Annotated in this window: 18 protein-coding genes; 6 read left to right on the top strand and 12 right to left on the bottom strand. The window is 70.5% G+C overall.

Features of this window, described 5'->3' with window-relative positions:
• Positions 1-19: 19 nt before the first annotated feature.
• Entirely contained in the window at positions 20-2,893 is a 2,874-nt protein-coding gene (locus tag ACIBBH_RS08935; RefSeq protein ID WP_399403655.1) for a UPF0182 family protein, read from the bottom strand.
• Positions 2,894-3,057: 164 nt separating this feature from the next.
• Here ACIBBH_RS08935 and ACIBBH_RS08930 point away from each other — a divergent pair, with 164 nt between their 5' ends.
• Positions 3,058-3,600, top strand: a complete 543-nt coding sequence (locus tag ACIBBH_RS08930) for a PPA1309 family protein (protein ID WP_399403433.1) — start codon at positions 3,058-3,060, stop codon at positions 3,598-3,600.
• A 24-nt stretch (positions 3,601-3,624) separates the two neighbouring features.
• Here the strand turns inward: ACIBBH_RS08930 and ACIBBH_RS08925 are convergent, their stop codons facing one another.
• The 4 genes from ACIBBH_RS08925 to ACIBBH_RS08910 all read right to left on the bottom strand — a co-directional run bounded on the left by ACIBBH_RS08925 (position 3,625) and on the right by ACIBBH_RS08910 (position 6,862).
• Entirely contained in the window at positions 3,625-4,722 is a 1,098-nt protein-coding gene (locus ACIBBH_RS08925; protein WP_399403431.1) for a PDZ domain-containing protein, read from the bottom strand.
• Positions 4,723-4,758: 36 nt separating this feature from the next.
• Positions 4,759-4,947, bottom strand: coding sequence for a hypothetical protein (locus ACIBBH_RS08920; RefSeq protein ID WP_399403429.1), 189 nt, complete (start codon positions 4,945-4,947; stop codon positions 4,759-4,761).
• A 115-nt stretch (positions 4,948-5,062) separates the two neighbouring features.
• The gene (locus ACIBBH_RS08915; RefSeq protein ID WP_399403427.1) at positions 5,063-5,524 is read right to left on the bottom strand and encodes a molybdenum cofactor biosynthesis protein MoaE; all 462 of its coding nucleotides are present in this window, start codon (positions 5,522-5,524) and stop codon (positions 5,063-5,065) included.
• 225 nt (positions 5,525-5,749) lie between these two features.
• Positions 5,750-6,862, bottom strand: a complete 1,113-nt coding sequence (locus ACIBBH_RS08910) for an SDR family oxidoreductase (protein ID WP_399403425.1) — start codon at positions 6,860-6,862, stop codon at positions 5,750-5,752.
• A gap of 192 nt (positions 6,863-7,054) precedes the next feature.
• Here ACIBBH_RS08910 and ACIBBH_RS08905 point away from each other — a divergent pair, with 192 nt between their 5' ends.
• A complete protein-coding gene (locus tag ACIBBH_RS08905; RefSeq protein WP_399403423.1) occupies positions 7,055-8,527 on the top strand; it encodes a zinc-dependent metalloprotease in 1,473 nt (490 codons plus the stop codon).
• Entirely contained in the window at positions 8,524-9,045 is a 522-nt protein-coding gene (locus ACIBBH_RS08900) for an NUDIX hydrolase (RefSeq protein ID WP_399403421.1), read from the top strand. Before ACIBBH_RS08905 ends, ACIBBH_RS08900 begins: the two co-directional genes overlap by 4 nt.
• A 44-nt stretch (positions 9,046-9,089) precedes the next feature.
• On the opposite strand, the gene ACIBBH_RS08895 is transcribed toward ACIBBH_RS08900, so the two are convergent.
• The 4 genes from ACIBBH_RS08895 to ACIBBH_RS08880 all read right to left on the bottom strand — a co-directional run bounded on the left by ACIBBH_RS08895 (position 9,090) and on the right by ACIBBH_RS08880 (position 12,939).
• A complete protein-coding gene (locus tag ACIBBH_RS08895) occupies positions 9,090-9,845 on the bottom strand; it encodes an AIM24 family protein (protein WP_399403419.1) in 756 nt (251 codons plus the stop codon).
• Between the two features lie 17 nt (positions 9,846-9,862).
• Positions 9,863-10,543: an AIM24 family protein gene (locus ACIBBH_RS08890; protein ID WP_399403417.1), complete on the bottom strand. Its 681-nt coding sequence runs from the start codon at positions 10,541-10,543 to the stop codon at positions 9,863-9,865.
• Positions 10,544-10,554: 11 nt separating this feature from the next.
• Positions 10,555-12,210 carry a TerD family protein gene (locus ACIBBH_RS08885; protein ID WP_399403415.1) on the bottom strand — a complete coding sequence of 552 codons (1,656 nt, stop codon included), beginning with the start codon at positions 12,208-12,210 and terminating at the stop codon, positions 10,555-10,557.
• A 138-nt stretch (positions 12,211-12,348) separates the two neighbouring features.
• Positions 12,349-12,939: a M48 family metallopeptidase gene (locus ACIBBH_RS08880; protein WP_399403414.1), complete on the bottom strand. Its 591-nt coding sequence runs from the start codon at positions 12,937-12,939 to the stop codon at positions 12,349-12,351.
• Between the two features lie 250 nt (positions 12,940-13,189).
• Between ACIBBH_RS08880 and ACIBBH_RS08875 the strand changes: the two genes are divergently transcribed.
• The 3 genes from ACIBBH_RS08875 to ACIBBH_RS08865 all read left to right on the top strand — a co-directional run bounded on the left by ACIBBH_RS08875 (position 13,190) and on the right by ACIBBH_RS08865 (position 16,241).
• Positions 13,190-14,404, top strand: coding sequence for a TOMM precursor leader peptide-binding protein (locus ACIBBH_RS08875; RefSeq protein ID WP_399403412.1), 1,215 nt, complete (start codon positions 13,190-13,192; stop codon positions 14,402-14,404).
• Complete coding sequence (locus ACIBBH_RS08870; RefSeq protein WP_399403410.1) at positions 14,397-15,761, top strand: ABC1 kinase family protein; 1,365 nt, start codon at positions 14,397-14,399, stop codon at positions 15,759-15,761. The genes ACIBBH_RS08875 and ACIBBH_RS08870 overlap by 8 nt, the downstream gene beginning before the upstream one ends.
• A gap of 135 nt (positions 15,762-15,896) precedes the next feature.
• The gene (locus tag ACIBBH_RS08865) at positions 15,897-16,241 is read left to right on the top strand and encodes an ArsR/SmtB family transcription factor (protein ID WP_399403408.1); all 345 of its coding nucleotides are present in this window, start codon (positions 15,897-15,899) and stop codon (positions 16,239-16,241) included.
• Between the two features lie 26 nt (positions 16,242-16,267).
• Here ACIBBH_RS08865 and ACIBBH_RS08860 read toward each other — a convergent pair whose 3' ends face one another.
• The 3 genes from ACIBBH_RS08860 to ACIBBH_RS08850 form a co-directional block, all read right to left on the bottom strand.
• Entirely contained in the window at positions 16,268-16,480 is a 213-nt protein-coding gene (locus ACIBBH_RS08860) for a hypothetical protein (protein WP_399403406.1), read from the bottom strand.
• A gap of 134 nt (positions 16,481-16,614) precedes the next feature.
• Positions 16,615-16,938, bottom strand: coding sequence for a hypothetical protein (locus tag ACIBBH_RS08855; RefSeq protein ID WP_399403404.1), 324 nt, complete (start codon positions 16,936-16,938; stop codon positions 16,615-16,617).
• The gene (locus ACIBBH_RS08850) at positions 16,935-17,303 is read right to left on the bottom strand and encodes a WhiB family transcriptional regulator (RefSeq protein WP_019072119.1); all 369 of its coding nucleotides are present in this window, start codon (positions 17,301-17,303) and stop codon (positions 16,935-16,937) included. The genes ACIBBH_RS08855 and ACIBBH_RS08850 overlap by 4 nt, the downstream gene beginning before the upstream one ends.
• Positions 17,304-17,442 lie beyond the last annotated feature (139 nt).

The raw sequence follows: 17,442 nt of genomic DNA, 5'->3' as shown, positions 1-17,442 counted from the left end.
GGCGCGGGGGGCTACTTGATCAGCCGCTGCCGCCGCCGGTCTTGTCGGCCTTGGACTGCGCCGCCTCGGCCCGCTTCAGCGCGTCCTCGAGGTCCTGCTGCGCCTTGGCGTACGCCTCCCAGTCCGGCTTCTTCAGGGCCTCCTGCCCGGCGTCGAACGCCTTCTGGGCGTCCTGGAGCGCCTCCTGGACCGTCGGGTTGCCGGAAGTGGGCGGAGTACCGGTGTTCTCGTCCGGTGGCGTGCCGGTCGAGGGCTTGGCTCCGAAGACCACGTTGAGGGCGTCGTCGAGGGTGTTCTCGAAGGCGGTCTTGCCCTCGTAGGTCACCAACACCTTGCGCAGCAGCGGGTACTTGAGTCCGCCACCGCGTACGTAGACCGGTTCCGCGTACAGCAGGCCGCCGTCGAGCGGCACGGTGAGCAGATTGCCGTACTCGATGTCGGAGTCGCCGCCCTTGAGCAGCTTGATGGACTCGGCGATCTTCTGTTCGGAGTTGAACTGACTCTGCACCTGTTTGGGTCCGTCGACCGTCGTACTGGTCGGCAGTTTCAGGATGCTGATCTTGCCGTAGTCGCTGGTGCCCGCCTCCGCGTCGACCGACATGAAGGCGCTGAGGTTGTACCGGCCGTTGGGCGTGAACGTCGTCGACAGCGAGAAGGCCTGCGACGTCTGGCCGGGCATCTTCATGCTCAGGTAGTACGGCGGCACCGCGTTGCCCGACTTGTTGGTCGGGTCGTCCGGCACCTGCCACACCTCGCTGCCGGTCAGGAAGGTCTGCGCGTCGGTCACGTGGTAGCGGGTGAGCAGCTCACGCTGGACCTTGAACAGGTCCTGCGGGTAGCGCAGATGGGCCATCAGCGAGCCCGAGATGGCCCCCCTGGGCTTCACCGTGCCCGGGAACGCCTTCATCCAGGTCTTCAGGACCGGGTCCTTGGTGTCCCACTGGTAGAGCTTGACCTCACCGGTGTACGCGTCGACGGTCGCCTTCACCGAGTTGCGGATGTAGTTGACCTGGTTCTGCTGGGCCACCACCGCGCGGTTGTCGTTGGTCGCGGTCAGCGAGTCGGCGGTGGTGTCGCCGAGCGTCGTACGGGAGGCGTACGGGTATCCGTTCGTCGTCGTGTACGCGTCGACGATCCACTGGATGTGTCCGTCCACGACCGCCGGGTAGGCGTCGCCGTCGATGGTCAGCCAGGGGGCGACCGCCTCGACTCGCTCCTTGGGCGTGCGGTTGTACAGGATCCGCGAGCCCTCGCCGATCGCGCCCGAGTAGAGGATCTGCGGCTCGCCGAAGGCCACCGCGTAGGCGGCGCGGTTGACCGGGCTCGAGAGGCTGACCCCGCTCTTGCCCCGATAGCTGGTCATCTTCTCGCCGTCGTCGTCGGAGTAGTCGATCTCCTTCTGGGGACCGCCGACGATCGAATACGTGGTCGTCTTCTCGCCGTAGTAGACGCGCTGCTGGTACGTGCCGAGGTCACCGGTGGACGGCAGGTCGGACTCGGTGAAGACCGGACGGCCGTCCTCCGCCTCGGTGCCCTTGGCGGCGACCACGCCGTACCCGTGGGTGTAGCGGAAGTGGTTGTTGATCCAGTTCTTCTTCGGCAGGCCGTCGAGGTTCAGCTCGCGCAGACCGATGACGGTGTCCTGGTCCTTGCCGTCCTTGGTGTACCGGTCGACGTCGAGGTTGGTCGGGAAGCCGTAGTAGTTCCGCATCTGCTGCAGCTGCTGGAACGTGGGCGAGACGATGTTCGGGTCGAGGATCCGGAGGCTCGCCGCCTTGCCGACGCCGTCGCGCAGGGTGGTCTTGTCCTTGGTGCTGCTCTTGCCCGCGTACTCGGAGACCTGCGCGTCGTCGATGCCGTACGCCTCGCGCGTGGCCTTGATGTTCTTCTGGACGTACGGCGCTTCCTTGGCCTGCTCGTTCGGCTGGACCTGGAACTTCTGGACGATCGCCGGGTACAGGCCGCCGATGAGGATCGCCGAGAGGACCATCAGGCCGAAGCCGATCACGGGCAGCTGCCAGGTGCGCCGCCACAGGGTGGCGAAGAACAGCAGGGCGCAGATGACGGCGATGCAGAACAGGATCGTCTTGGCGGGCAGGTAGGCGTTGGCGTCGACGTACCTCAGGCCGGTCCAGTTGCCGGTGGCCTTGAAGTCGCTGGACTTGACCGCCAGCCCGTAGCGGTCGAGCCAGTAGGCGACCGCCTTCAGGGCGACGAAGACGCCGAGGAGCACCGACAGGTGTCCGGTCGCGGCGGCCGTGGCGCGGGCGCCCGGGCTGGTGACGCGCAGCCCGCCGTACAGGTAGTGGGTGAGCGCGGCGGCGATCAGGGACAGGATCGCGGTGGCGAAGCCGAAGCCGAGCAGGAACCGGTACCAGGGCAGGTCGAAGGCGTAGAAGGAGACGTCGAGGTGGAACTGGGGGTCCTTCTGGTGGAAGGGCACGCCGTTGACCCACATCAGCCAGGTCCGCCACTGGCCGGCCGCGGAGGCGCCCGCGATCAGGCCCACCAGGGCGGTGATGCCGAACAGCAGCCACCTCTTGTACGGCGCGATGCCCATCCGGTAGCGGTCGAGGCTCTGCTGCTCCATGGACATGGCGCTCAGCGGGGGCCGCAGGCGGTGGGCGAGCCAGATGTTGAAGCCGACCGCGGTGGCCATCAGCAGCCCGAAGACGAAGAACAGACCGGTCTTCGTCCACAGGGTGGTGGTGAACACCGACGAGTAGTGCACCGAGCGGTACCAGAGCCAGTCCGTCCAGAAGCCCGCGAACATGGTGAACGCCATGCCGAGGGCGGCCAGGACGCCCAGCGTCAGGAGCAGGGTCCGGGCCCGCCGGGACGGGCGGCCCACTGTGATCCGCGGCCCCGTCGGGCCTCCGCCGCGGTCCGGCATCTGGAAAGCCAAGGTGCGCACCTCGAAGTTCGCTGTCGATCCGTCAGGCCCTCGTGTTCGCGGACCCGCCGTGGCCCCCCGTGATCGCGGGCCCACACCTATGCAACTTACTCACGCTTTACTCGGTTCCCGATTCCGGCCGGGAACGAGGCAGGATTGTGACCATGTCCAACACTCCCATGGCAGCGAGCCCGCTCACCCGGGCCGTACTCGAGATCGACGAGTACGCCTCCGGCCTCGGCTGGGACCAGCCCGCCCGCCTCTTCGCCCTCGTAGACACCGCGCGGCTGCAGGCCCAGGAACCCTCGCTCGCGGCACAGCTCGGCCTGCAGGACGAGCCGGAGACCACCGGTCTCACCCCGATCGAACAGGACGAGATTCCAACGGACCGGCCGCTCGACGAGTTCCTCGGCACCATCGCCTGGCCCGACGCGGTGGCCGGCTGCGCGCTGACCGTCGAGCGTCTGATGCTGCCCCCGTCCGCCGAGGCCCAGGTCCCCGAGGGCCTGACCGAGGCGAAACTGGCGAAGTGGGTGGCCGCGCACCCCGAGCGCCAGGAGGTCCGCATGACGGTCGCGGTGCTGCGCGACGGCACCCGCGAGTCGGCGCTGCGGCTGCGCGAGAAGGACTCCCCGACGGAGGTCCTCACCGGCCCCGACCTGGTGCCGGGGCTGGCCGAGGCGCTGACGGCGACGTTCGAGGACTGAGCTCCCGGGCGCGGGCGCCCTGGGTCAGCCCTTGGTGGTGCACTTCGGCAGGTCGGCGGTGTCGCCGCCGCGGATGTCCTTGAGGGCCTTCAGGGCGTCCTGGATGGTGTTCACCTTGACCAGCCGGAGCCCGCCCGGGGTGTCCTTGGCCGCGGACGCGCAGTTGTCGGCGGGCGTCAGGAAGTACTGGGCGCCCTTGTCACGCGCGCCGACGGTCTTCATCTCGATGCCGCCGATCGGCCCGACCTTGCCGCCGTCGTCGATGGTCCCGGTGCCGGCGACGAACTTGCCGCCGGTGAGGTCGCCCGGGGTCAGCTTGTCGTAGATGCCGAGGGCGAACATCAGGCCTGCGCTGGGGCCCCCGACGTCGGCGAGCTTGATGTCGACGGTGAACGGGAAGGTGTGGTCGGTCCCGGCGGAGATCCCGACGATGGCGCGCTTGGCGCCGCTGTCCTGGGAGGTCGTCGTGGTGATCGTGACGTCCTTGCTCGTGGTCGCCGTCCGGTTCTCCTTCTCGGCGGCGGCCTGTTCCTTCGCCGGGACGATCCGGAAGACGACCTTCTGCCCGGGCTTGTGCTTGGTCACCAGCTTGGCGACGTCGGACGGCTGCCTGACCGCCGTACCGTCCACGGCCTTGATCACGTCACCGGCGTGCAGCCTGCCCTCGGCCGGGGAGTCCTTGACCACCGTGGAGACGATCACCCAGGACTTCACCGGGATGCCCAGTTCCTTCAGCGCGGCGACCTTGGCGCTCTCCTGCGACTGGGTGAACTCCTCGGCGTTCTCCTGGGTGGACTGCTCCTCCGTCTTGCCGTCCGGGTAGAGGGTGTCGTGCGGCACGACCTTGTTGTCGTGCGCGAGCCATCCGTAGACCGCCTCCACCAGGTTCATCTTGTAGTCGGCGCTGGTGACTCTGACGGTGGTCATGTTGAGGTGCCCGGAGGCCGCGTACGTCTTGTGCCCGGAGATCTGCAGCACCGGCTCGCCGCCGTGGTCCCCCAGGGTGTTCACCGTCGGCCCCGGGGACATCTCCGAGTACGGCACGGGGATGAACACTCCCGCGCACAGGAGCGCGATCAGCATCAGGGTGGAGGCGAGCATCGTCGCAGTGCGGCGTGGCATGCCTCGACAGTACGGGACGCCTCTGTCAGCGCACCGTCAGGGCACCCTTGTAGCGTGCCCGTCAAGTGCCGGAGTGGACCTCTCCATGGCCTCGCGGAAACGGGCGTATCCGTCCAGCTCGGGACCATCGCTCCGGGCCCTCCGCGTCCGGTTGGCCCAACTGCCCCACAGACCGGCGCCGATCGCAGCCATCAGCGGAATCAGCAACCAGGCGAGCGCCGCCATGCCGACCTCCCAACACCGTGTGGCATCCGCAACTGACTGATCAGCAGATTAACCATCCGCACTGACAACGCTCACGGCAGGGGTGCGGTTACGCAACCGGGAGGCGGCGCGGGGCTCAGCAGGAGCCGACCCACTCCTCGGTGCCGTCGGAGAACCTCTGGTGCTTCCAGATCGGCACCTCGTGCTTGAGGTCGTCGATCAGCTTCCGGCAGGCCTCGAAGGCCTCCCCCCGGTGCGGACACGCCACCCCGACGACGACGGCGAGGTCCCCCACGCCGAGGTCACCCACACGGTGCACGGCCGCCAGCGCCCGCACCGGATACTCCGCGACGACCTTCTCCGCGATCCGCCGCATCTCGGCCTCGGCACTGGGATGACACGAATACCCCAGCGCGTCCACGTCGGCACCCTCGTCGTGATTCCGCACGGTCCCCACGAACAGCGCGATTCCCCCGGCGGCGTCGTCCCCGACGGCCTGGAAGACCTCGTCGACGGAGAGCGGAGTCTCCCGAATGCCGATCAGCTTGATGGGGTCCTGAGCGGCGTGCTCTCCGGGATGGTCATTGGTGGGTGCCATGGGTCCATCGTGCCGCACGGCGGAGACGACGGGAAATAGCGCTATCACCTGGCACGCGCGCGTGACTGTCCGGAGTCTCCTACAGGCCTCGTCGTCCCCGGCGGGCTGCACGGGATGCAGGGGCGCAGCCCCCGGCGGGGTCGAAGGGGCGGAGCCCCCGGCGGGGTCGAAGGGGCGGAGCCCCTGGAGACGGGAACGGGTAGGGGCGGCAGGGGCGAGAACCCCTCAGATCCGCCGCCGCGCCTTCCGAGCCCGCCGGACCACAGCCGCCGCGCCCAGCAGAGCGACCGTCGCCCCCGCCGCGCCCGCCGCCGTCGCGTCCTTCCGCCCCAGCCGTCGCCCGGCAACGGTGTGCCGCCCGGAAACCTCCTCCAGCAGCTCCTCGAGGACCTCCTCGTTGGTCCACTTCGGCCGCCACCCGGCGTCATGGAGCCGGCTCCCGCTCACCACCCAGGGGTACATCGTGTACGCGAGATCGCCCGCGGGAGAGGGCGTGAGCCCGATCCGGTGCAACCGCGCCGCCGCCCCGAGGGCGACCGCGGACGGCAGCTCCATCCGCCGGATCCCGCTGAGCTCCTCGACCTCCTCCTGCTCCAGCCACCCGTCGCACCCGACGGCCAGCTCCCCGTCGACCTTCTCCAGGACGGCGTACTCCAGCGCGCTGCACAGGTCCTCGACGTGGCAGAACTGCCACGCCGGCCGCGAACCGGCCACGACGAGCAGCCGAGGCGACTCGAAGTACCGGGTCAGCGCGGTGTCGGTGCCCCCGACCAGTACCGCGGGCCGCACGACCGTGACGTTCAGCCCCGGATGCGCCCGCGGAGCGCGCCGCGCCAGCCGCTCGATCTCCAGCAGGTCCCCGACCCCGGTCGCCTCGGCCGTCGCCCGCAGTTCCGCGTCCTCCGACAGCGGCAGCTCGTTGTCGGGCAGCGCCCCGTAGACCATCGCGGAGGTGCACAGCACCACGCGGTGCACCCCGGCCGCCGCCGCGGCGGTCAGCACGGTCTGCGTCCCCCGCACGTTGTAGGCCGTACGCGCCGCCGGATCGGTCTCCAGGTCCAGGTCGAGCGCGAGATGCACGACCACGTCGGCACCCCGCAGCTTGTCCGCGATCGCCGGGTCCCGCACGTCGAGGATGTGCCACTGCGCCGCCGCGCACTCCCCGCGCCGCTCGTCGATGGCGACGACCTGCTTGACCTGGCCGGACGCGGCGAGCCGCGCGGTGAGCAGTGCGCCGACCCCGGTGGCGGCGCCGGTGACGGCGACGACGGGTCGGCGCGTGGCGGGACCGGTTGAGTGGTTTCGCGCTGCGCGAACCTGCGGATCTGGGGAACTCACCAGGCGTCTCCAGCGGTTGTCTTCAGTACGGGCGCGAGTGACGCGTGCGTACCAGGTGGCATCCATCCTGCCGCAGGCCGACTGTCGGCGAAGCACCGAGGCCCTATCGGGTCCGGGTGTCTACGCTGGGTGGTGTTGTCGGGCAGCCGCGCCGCCGGAGGAAACCGGTGGCCTTACCAGCCGAGGAATCCCGTGAGTGACACCCCATTCGGATTCGGCCTTCCGCCGGAGGAGCCGGAAGACGGCGACGAGGGCAAGAAGAAGGACCAGGAGAGCGGTGGTGGGCAGGGACCGGCCAACCCGTTCGGTTTCGGGCCGTCCGGCGCCGGCGCCTTTGGCGGTTCCGGCGCGGACAATCCGCTCGCAGCCATGTTCGGATCGCTGAACCCCACCGACCTGGGCGCCGCGTTCCAGCAGTTGGGCCAGATGCTCTCCTACGAGGGCGGCCCGGTGAACTGGGACATGGCCAAGCAGATCGCCCGCCAGACGGTCTCCCAGGGCACGTCCGACGGCGTCAAGGACGCGAGTGTCGGCCCCGCCGAGCGCACCGCTGTCCAGGAGGCCGTCCGCCTGGCCGACCTGTGGCTGGACGACGCGACGTCCCTGCCGTCCGGTGCCGGCACCGCGGTGGCCTGGTCGCGCGCGGAGTGGGTCGAGGCGACCCTGCCGGCCTGGCAGGAGCTCGTCGACCCGGTCGCCGAGCGCGTCGGCGCGGCCATGGGCGATGTCCTGCCGGAGGAGATGCAGGCCATGGCGGGCCCGCTGATCGGCATGATGCGCTCGATGGGCGGCGCCATGTTCGGCACGCAGATCGGGCAGGCCGTCGGCGTGCTCGCGGGCGAGGTCGTCGGCTCCACCGACATCGGTCTGCCGCTCGGCCCGGTCGGCAAGGCCGCGCTGCTGCCGGTGAACATCGAGGGCTTCGGCAAGGACCTTGGCGTGCCGAAGGACGAGGTGCGGCTCTACCTCGCCCTGCGCGAGGCCGCCCACCAGCGTCTGTTCGCGCACGTGCCGTGGCTGCGTTCGCACCTGTTCGGTGCGGTCGACGGGTACGCGCGCGGGATCAAGGTCGACACGGCCAAGCTGGAGGACGTGGTCGGCCAGTTCGACCCGCAGAACCCCGAGCAGCTGCAGGACGCCCTCCAGCAGGGGATGTTCCAGCCGGAGGACACCCCGGAGCAGAAGGCTGCCCTGGCCCGCCTGGAGACGGCTCTGGCGCTCGTCGAGGGCTGGGTCGACGCGGTGGTGCACGCGGCCGCGAAGCCCCGCCTGTCGTCCGCCGACGCGCTGCGCGAGACCCTGCGCCGCCGGCGCGCCACGGGGGGTCCGGCCGAGCAGACGTTCGCCACGCTGATCGGCCTGGAGCTGCGCCCGCGCCGCCTGCGCGACGCCTCCCGTCTGTGGGCCTCGCTCACCGACGCACGCGGCGTGGACGGCCGGGACGCCCTGTGGTCCCACCCGGACATGCTGCCGACGGCCACCGACCTGGACGACCCGGACGGCTTCGTCCACCGCGAGCACCTGGACTTCTCCGAGCTGGACAAGATGCTCGGCGAGGCCGCGAGCGGCTCCGCCCAGAAGCCGGACCTCGGGAAGCCGGACCTGGGGAAGCCGTACCTCGGCAAGAAGGACGAGGACGAGGCCAAGGGTGACGACGCCGAGTGAGCCTGTACGACGACGCGGTCCTCGTCCTCAAGGGACATGAGGGCCAGGAAGAGCTGCGGCAGGCCTACCTGGACCACCTGGCGGCGCATCCGGACGGTGTGTGGAAGGCCTGCGGGGACGGGCACATCACGGCGAGCGCGCTGGTGATCGACCCCGAGCAGGAGCGCGTCCTGCTCACCCTGCACAGGAAGCTGCGGATGTGGCTGCAGATGGGCGGCCACTGCGAGCCGGGTGACGCCACACTGGAGGCGGCCGCCCTCCGGGAGGCGACGGAGGAGTCGGGTGTCACCGGCCTCATCCCGCTGCGGGGCGGCCCGGTCCGCCTGGACCGGCATCCGATCCCGCCGCCGTGCCACTGCCACTTCGACGTGCAGTACGCGGTCCTGGCGCCCCCGGGAGCGGTCCAGGAGATCAGCGACGAGTCTCTCGACCTGCGCTGGTTCGCCTACGACGAGGTGGCCGACGTGGCGGACGAGTCGGTCGTACGACTCCTTGAGGCGACCCGCGCCCGGCTCTGACGAGGTAAGGGGTGACCGTCGAGGCGGTCACCCCTTACACCTGCTCAGCTCCAGACATTCCCCTGGTTCTGGCCGTGCGCCCCCTGCTGCCCCATACCGAACTGCGCGGCGAGGCCCTGCCCGATCTGGGCGTTCTGCGGCGGCAGCAATTCACTCGGCTGGACCAGCGCGTAGCCGCTGCCCATGAAGCTGAGCTCCCAGCCCTCACCGGTGTTGCCACGGCGCCGCCACACCCCGGAGGAGTGCGTCTGCGCCTGCATCTGCACGCGCAGCCCGGTCGACCAGGCCACGATCGCGTCGGCGTCGCAGTTGACGTACTTGTCGGGCGTGACCTGCATCATCAGCGGGGCGCCCGAGGTCATCAGGGCCACCTTGCCCCGGCCGGTGATGTTGAGCTGGTACTTCCCGGAGCCGGAGATGCCGTAGAGGCTGTCGACGGCGATGACCTGGTGGTGCAGCGAGGAGTCCATCGCGAGGACGTAGCTGCTGTCGACCGTCAGCCCGTCCTGTTCCACGTCCATGACGTGGACGTGCTGGGCGAGATTGGCGAGGTAGACCGTGCCCTGCCCGTGGCAGCGCATCAGGTCCAGGCCCTCGCCGGTGTGCGCACGCGCGCGTGCCTCGCTGTTGCTGCGGTACTCGGCGTCGAACTCGACCAGGCCCTGGTAGGCGACCATCGTGCCCTTGCGGGCGAGGATGTCGTCGTGGCCCTCCAGGGTGACGCGGAGCATCTGCTTGTTCTGCAGGCTCCAGCGCTCCTGCGTCTGCAGGTCGTTGTGGGCGAAAAGCGGGCTCTGCATGATGTGTGTGCTCCCCCTCAGCCCCGGATCCGGAGGCGGTCGGTGCTGTCCTCGCTGGGCTGGACGACGACGATGCCCTGGCCGGAGAAGGCCATCTGGTAGGCCTCACCGCTGCCCCGGCCGATCAGCGACTGCGCCTTGAAACTGCGCTTGCCCTTGACCTTGAGGTTCGGGGACCAGGCGACGAGCGCGTCCGGGTCGACGTACGTCTCGTCCTCGCCGCCGCCGCAGTCGACGACGATCGGCTTGCCCCGGGAGGTCAGGGCGACCCAGCCCTGACCGGAGATCTTCGTGTTCCACAGGCCCTGCCCGGCGAACTTCGCCAGGCCCTTGACCCGCTCCACGCCCCAGGTGAGGTGCGCGTCGAAGGCGAGCAGGTTGGTGGCGTTGACGGAGATGCCGTCGCCGTTGAGGTTGATCACGACGACGTTCGCCCCGTAGTCGGCGAGGTAGAGCAGGCCGTCGCCGGTGCACTTCATCAGAGGGGCGCCCTCGCCGGTGACCCAGTCGCGGGCGATCTGGCGGACGGCGGGCGGGTTGGGCTCGTACTGGACGAAGCCCTCGTAGGCGACCATAGAGCCCACGCGCGCGAGAAGGTCATTTCCGGTCTGCATGGCGACCTTCAGCATGTGGTTGCCGTGGTTCTCCATGCGGGCGGTGACGGGTGCGGGGGCGTAGCCCGCGAGCGGCTGGTTCATGACGGGCTCCCTCAGACCTCGTACGGCTGGACGACGATGAAGTTGCCGGGCGCACCCCGGAACTGCAGGTTGACGCTCTCCCCGGTGTCACCCGGATAGGCGTTGCGGCGCATGCGCACCTGGCTGGAGACGACCACCTGGGAGGCGGCAGACCAGGCGACCACCGCGTTGCAGTCGGCGAAGGTCGTGGGCGTGACGGGCAGGACGACGGGTGTGCCGTGCGTCTTGACGACGATCGTGCCGGTGCCTTGGAACTGCATGGTGAACAGGGCGCCGCCGGGGATGCCGTGTCCCTCGATGCGGCGGACCTCGTACTGGAGGCTCTCGTCGAAGGCGAGGACGTTCTCGGCGGAGACGCAGATCGCGTCGCCCTGGAGCTCGACCGGGTGCAGGTGGGTGGAGTTCTCGGCGAGGAACACCTGGCCCTGGCCGGTACAGCGCATCAGCTGCATCTCCTGGCCGGTCGCGTTCCCCACGATCCGGCCGGCGAAGCCGGCTCCCTTGTAGCTGAAGTCGACCTTGCCCTGGTAGAGCACCATGCTGCCCTGGCGGGCGAGCACGGGCTGGCCGCCGATGCCGAGGTCGACGCGGATGAGCTTCTTGTTCTGCTGCGTCCAGCGCTGCCCGGTGGGCGTCTCCCTGAACTGCTGGAGCGCGGCGCTCACCCCGGCACCGCCCTGGGGGGCGCCCTGCGGCACACCATAGGGCGCGGTCTGCTGACCCGGGACCTGGCCGAACGGCGGCTGCTGGCCGTAACCGGGGGGCGGGGTCGGCTGCTGCCCGTAACCGGGCGGCGGTGCCGGGACCTGCGGGGCCTGGGGGTGTGCGTAGCCCGGGGGCAGGGGCGCGCTCGGGGCGGGCTGGCCGTACTGGGGTGCGGGGGCCGGGGGCGGGACCGTGCCCGAGGCGGGCGGGGTCAGGGGGGCGACGACGGTCGGCGCGGCGTGCACGCTGGGCACGGGCGCCGGGGCCGGCGCGGTGGCTCCGGGCGGCGGCGCGAAGCCCTGCGCGGCGGGCTGCGGCGCAGGCGCGGGCGCGGCCGGGGCGCCGAACGCGGGCGGCGCGGTGGCCTGGGCGGGCGGGGCGAAACCGGGCGCGGCGCCGGTCTGCGGCTGCTGCGGGGCGGCCGGCGCCTCCTCCTCGGCCACCTCGCCGCCGAAGTTCTTCAGCAGCGCGTCGAGGCCGCCGTCGAAGCCCTGCCCGACGGCCGCGAACCGCCACACGTCCTTCAGGTAGAGGTCGCCCAGCATCACGGCCCGTTCGGTGGTGAACTCCGAGCCGTTGAACGAGTACCGGGCCACCTCCTCGCCGCCGGCCACGATCCGGATGTATCCGGGGTTGATCTGCGACATCTGCCCGGCGCCGTCGATGGTCGCCGTGAACGACAGCTTGTGGATCTGCGGCGGGATCCGGTCCAGTGTGACCCGGAACGACTCCGTGTCGCCCGCCTGTGTGCCCAGCAGCTGGATGGCCTCCTCGGGGGACTTCGGCTGGTTGAAGAAGACGAAGTACCGGTCGTCGGAGAGGCGTTCTTCGGCGTCGAGGCCGAAGCAGCTGATGTCGAAGCTCAGTCCGGGGGCGGAGATCTGCACGCCTACGTACAGATCGGTGCCCGCCGTCAGGTCACTGATCCTGGCCTTGTGGCCGCGTTGGAATTCCCTGGCCATGCGTTACGACCGTCCCCCATCCCGAATGTGAATGCGTCGCGCCAGGCTAACGGCAAATCCCGGGACCGGACGAAGCCGGTACAGACCCGGTACACAACCGTGGTCGGGCGTCAGGGGTTCATCGCGCGGGCGGGTCACTCACCGCGCGCCGGGCACATGGGGCAACCGGTCGGCGGCGACCACTCCTTCGAGGTAGCCGCGGGCCCGTTCGGTGCGCGGGTAGGCCTCCAGCAGCCGCCAGAAGCGCGGGCCGTGGCCGGGTACGAGCAGGTGCGCGAGCTCGTGCAGGAGGACGTAGTCGACGACGTACTCGGGCATGCCCTGCAGCCGGTGCGAGAGCCGGATGCTGCCCTCGGCCGGGGTGCACGAACCCCACCGTGTGTTCTGGTTGGTGACCCAGCGCACGGTGTCGGGCCGGGCCCGGCCGCCGAAGTACTGGTCCGACAGCCTCCGGGCGCGCTCGGCCAGTTCGCCGTCGTCCAGCACCCGCCTGCTCTCCTGGGCGGCCAGTTTGTCGAGCATGACGCTCACCCAGCGCTGCTCCTCCGCCTCGGACATCCGGGCAGGGATCAGTACGACGGTGCGATCGCCCTCGCGGTACGCGGAGACCGTCCGGCGTCGCCGGGCGCTCCTGCGGACCTCGATCGCGCTCGCCCCCGAGCCGCTCGGCGGCAGGCTCGTCGTGCTGCGCTGTGGCGTTCCGGCGCGGTGCAGTGGGTCGGCGGGCACGCCCCGACGTTACCCGCTGCGTACGCGGGAAGTCCCGGGTCCGGGACGGTTCACCGCCGATCCCCCACCATGCGTTTGATTTGTACGACTGATTTGTACGGCGGATTTATACGATGAATCCTGCCGCCTGTGGACAACTTCGGGCACCCGCCCGCCGCAGCGGGCATGCTGGCACTCGTCGGCGGAGCGTGACCGGCTTCACCGGCACATGAGGACGTTCGGGACTTTTCCAGAACTACGGGGGCCTGTCATGCATCCGATGGTGAAACCCGCGCTCAGGCGCGGCTGGCGCGACCTCAACACCGTGCAGTTCGGGATGACTCCGGCGCACGCGATGACGCTCGGTCCGATGGACACGGCGACGGGGAGCTTCCTCGACCTGCTCAACGGCACTCGGGGGCTTGCGCTCCTGCGCGAGGAGGGAAGCCGGATGGACCTGCCCGACGGCCATGTCGACGGGCTGGTGAGGCAGCTGACGCGGGCGGGGCTCCTCGACGACGCGCAGGGGGGCGGGCCGGCCGCCGAGGCCCTGCGCGCCAAGCCGGACGTCCTCGACCGGCTGCGCCCCGACCTGGCCACGCTGTCCCTGACCGCCTCCGAGCCGGGCGGCGCGATCGCCCGGCTGGCGGCCCGCCGCTCGCAGCGCGTGCAGATCAGGGGTGCCGGCCGGGTCGGCGCCCTGCTGGCCGCGCTGCTGTCGGGCGCGGGTGTCGGCGAGGTGGACGTGCGCGACGTCGGGTGCGTCGAGCCGTGGGACGTCGGGCCGGGCGGGCTGCCCGCCGAGTCCGTCGGCGAGCGCCGGGCGGAGGCCGCGCGGCAGGCGGTGCGCAGAGCGGCTCCGGGCCGGCCACCACGCCGCGGCCGGCGGTCGCCGGCGGACAGCGGTGATCCCGGTTTCTCGCTGGTGATCCTCAGCCCGCGCGACGATGTATCCGTGCACGCCCCGGACCCAGCCGCGACCGAGCCGCTGACGGCCTCCGGGACGCCTCATCTCCATGCGGGCGTCGTGGAGGGAACCGGCGTCGTGGGCCCGCTCGTCCTGCCCGGCGAGACCGGTTGCGCGGGCTGCCTGCACCAGGACCGTGCGGACCGGGATCCGGCCTGGCCGCGTCTGGTGGCACAGTGGCGCTCCGGGAAGGCCCGCCGGGTGCCGCCGTGCGACCTGACGCTGGCGACGACGGTCGCCGGACTGGCGGCCGCGCATGCACTGGCTTTCCTCGACGGTGAGTCGCCGTCGAGTACGGGGGCGCGCTGGGAGGTCTCCGTACCTGGCCTGAACTGGCACGCACGGCCCGTCTGGCCGCATCCGGCATGCTGGTGCCGGGCTGCGGAGAAAGGTAACGGGGAACGCGCCTCCACGGACGGGGAGCCGCACGAGACAATGGCGGTGCAACGGCCGTCGACGAATCGACGAAGCACGGCAGACGCGGCGCGGCCGACTGGGACTTGGAGGGCGCATGTCTGATCTTCCCCGCAAGGCGGTCACCCGGACCGCCAAGCTGGCCGCGCTCCCGCTCGGCTTCGCCGGGCGGGCGACCTGGGGGCTGGGCAAGCGGATCGTGGGCGAGTCCGCGGAGCTGGTCGGCCGTGAGCTGCAGCAGCGCACGGCGGAGCAGCTGTTCAAGGTCCTCGGCGAGCTGAAGGGCGGAGCCATGAAGTTCGGGCAGGCCATGTCCGTCTTCGAGTCCGCCCTGCCCGAGGAGATCGCCGGCCCCTACCGGGCGGCCCTGACGAAGCTCCAGGACGCGGCTCCCCCGATGCCGACCCGCACGGTGCATGCGGTGCTGGAGGAACGGCTGGGGCCGGAGTGGCGGGAGTTGTTCCTCGAGTTCGAGGACAAGCCGGCGGCTGCGGCCTCCATCGGTCAGGTACACCGCGGACTCTGGCACGACGGTCGCGAAGTGGCGGTCAAGGTGCAGTATCCGGGGGCGGGCGAGGCCCTTCTGTCCGACCTGAACCAATTGAGCCGCTTCGCCCGACTGTTGGGCCCACTCATTCCCGGCATGGACATCAAGCCGCTGATCGCGGAACTACGGGACCGCGTATCCGAGGAACTGGACTACGGCTTGGAGGCCCAGGCCCAGCAGGCGCACGCGGAGGAGTTCGCCGACGATCCCGACGTCGTGGTCCCGGCGGTGGTGCACCAGTGCGAGCAGGTGCTGGTCACGGAGTGGATCGACGGGATCCCGCTGTCGGAGGTGATCACCGACGGCAGTACGGAGCAGCGCGACCGCGCCGGCCAGCTCCTGGCCCGCTTCCTGTTCTCCGGTCCGGCCCGCACCGGCCTGCTGCACGCCGACCCGCATCCGGGCAACTTCCGCCTGGTGCCCGACGGCGAGGACGGCTGGCGCCTGGGCGTCCTGGACTTCGGCACCGTCGACCGCCTCCCGGGAGGCCTGCCCACACCGATCGGCGACTCCCTGCGCATGACCCTGGAGGGCAGGGCCGAGGACGTCTACGAGCTGCTCTGCGCCGAGGGCTTCGTCAAGGCGTCCATAGAGCTGGATCCGGACGCGGTCCTGGACTACCTGCTGCCGATCATCGAACCGGCCCAGGTGGACGATTTCACCTTCACCCGCTCCTGGATGCGCAGCCAGGCGGCCCGCATCGCCGACCCCCGCTCCCCCGCCTACCAGCTGGGCAAACAGCTCAACCTGCCCCCGGCGTACCTCCTCATACACCGGGTGACCCTGAGCACCATCGGAGTCCTGTGCCAGCTGGGGGCGACGGTACGGCTCCGCGAGGAACTGGAGGAGTGGCTGCCGGGGTTCGTGCCCGAGGAGCCGGACGAGACGGAGGAGGAGTCGGCGGCGGAGGCGTGAGCGTTCGGACACTGCGTAACCAGTTGGTTGCGTAAGAGGGGGTCTGGAAGTGCGACCTTGGGGTAGCACTTCCAGAGGAGAAGAGGTGGCCATGATCCCCGACCAGCTGCGCACGGACTGCGAACACCCCACGCCATGACCACCGGCACCGGCACCGAACAGGCCCCGCAGGACGTCCTGGTGGCCCTGGCCGATCCGATCCGCAGGCAGATCCTCGCCACCCTCACGGGACACGGCGGCGCGACCTCCACGTCGCTGGCGGCACAGCTCCCCGTCACACGTCAGGCGGTGGCCAAGCATCTCGCCGTTCTCGACCGCGCCGGGCTGGTCCACGCCCACCGCACCGGACGGGAGGTCCGTTACGAAGCCGAGCTGCGCCCGCTGAAACGGGCGACGCGCTGGATGGACGCACTGACCACCCAGTGGGAGCACCGGCTTCAGGCGAGCAAGGACCTGGCGGAAGAGGATCCGAAACCGTGAACCCGGCGTGCCGTTCCAAGCACGCCTCACCACCAGGCCGAGTCCAGCCGACCCTCGATGGCCCTGAGGTTCTCCCGGGAGCAGGTGTCGCAGAAGTACTGGCGGACGCCATTCTCCACGGAACAGGTCCAGGTGGGCGGCGGAGGGCCTGCGGCGGGAGTGCCGCAGCGGGCGCACACGAGCGGCTGGGGCTCCGCGGACGAGCCACCGTGGTCACTGCCTCCGGGAAGACTCGTCACCCGTTGACGATATCGCCGGTTCCCGTGGTACGCCGCACACAAACCACCGCGGGGGCCGGTCCGTTCGGACGGACCGGCCCCCGCGGGGAGCCACCGCCTCCCGGGGTCGGGAGCACCGCTTCAGGTGTGGCCGGTTACTGCATGACCGCCATGGCGAGCGCGCGGCGGGCGCGCAGCGAGGCGCGCTCGGCCCGGCGCTGCATCCGGCGGGCGGTCGCCAGGCGCACGGCCCGGCGTTCCCGCTCGGCCTCACGCAGTCGCTCGTGCATATGCGCGCGAGCGAGGGCTTCTGGGATGAGTTGCATCTCTCGGGTCCTGTTCTGACGCGAGTCGCTCGCGCCGGTGGTGGTGACGTCTTCGATCGCGGAGCCTGCGAGCTCGCTGGTGGACGGCTTCATCGGGGCCTGCTTCTTCGGGTCGTGCGTGAGGGGGCGGTCGATCGTTCCTGCAGTGTTCATGCCGTGACCGGGTTCTTGCGCGGGCGGCCACGCGGCCGCTTCCGGGCGACGACGACACCCTGGACGAACAGTTCGCCACCCCAGACACCCCAGGGCTCACGCCGCTCCTTGGCGCCGGCGAGGCAGGCCTCGATCAGCGGGCAGGTGCGGCAGAGGGACTTGGCGTACTCCACGTCCGCCGGCGACTCGGCGAAGAAGACCTCCGGGTCGTAGGAGCGGCAGGGGACGGGCACGCCGAGGTTCTCGATGGCGTCGTCGAGCGCGGTGAGCGCGGTGAGCGGGGTCAAGGTGGAGTCCTCCGTGAGGCCGGGCGGGGGGATCGTTTCGGAAGGCGGTACGGACGGGGCGTGCGCTTCGAGTTGCACGGTTCGTCTTCCTCGTCTGGTCGGTCCGGCCGGTTGACCGGGTGTCGGCTTGGTACCGGGTTCTTTTCTTGTCCCGAGGCCCCTTCGCACCGTCGTCCCCGTTCGGGGAAAACAGAAGGGCCGCGGATCCCGGATGGGG

Origin of the sequence: Streptomyces sp. NPDC051636 (assembly GCF_044453765.1) — a bacterium.
Taxonomy (GTDB): Bacteria; Actinomycetota; Actinomycetes; order Streptomycetales; family Streptomycetaceae; genus Streptomyces.
The sequence above is the reverse complement of the archived record's forward strand: the minus strand, read 5'-3'. Positions and strand labels throughout refer to the sequence as shown.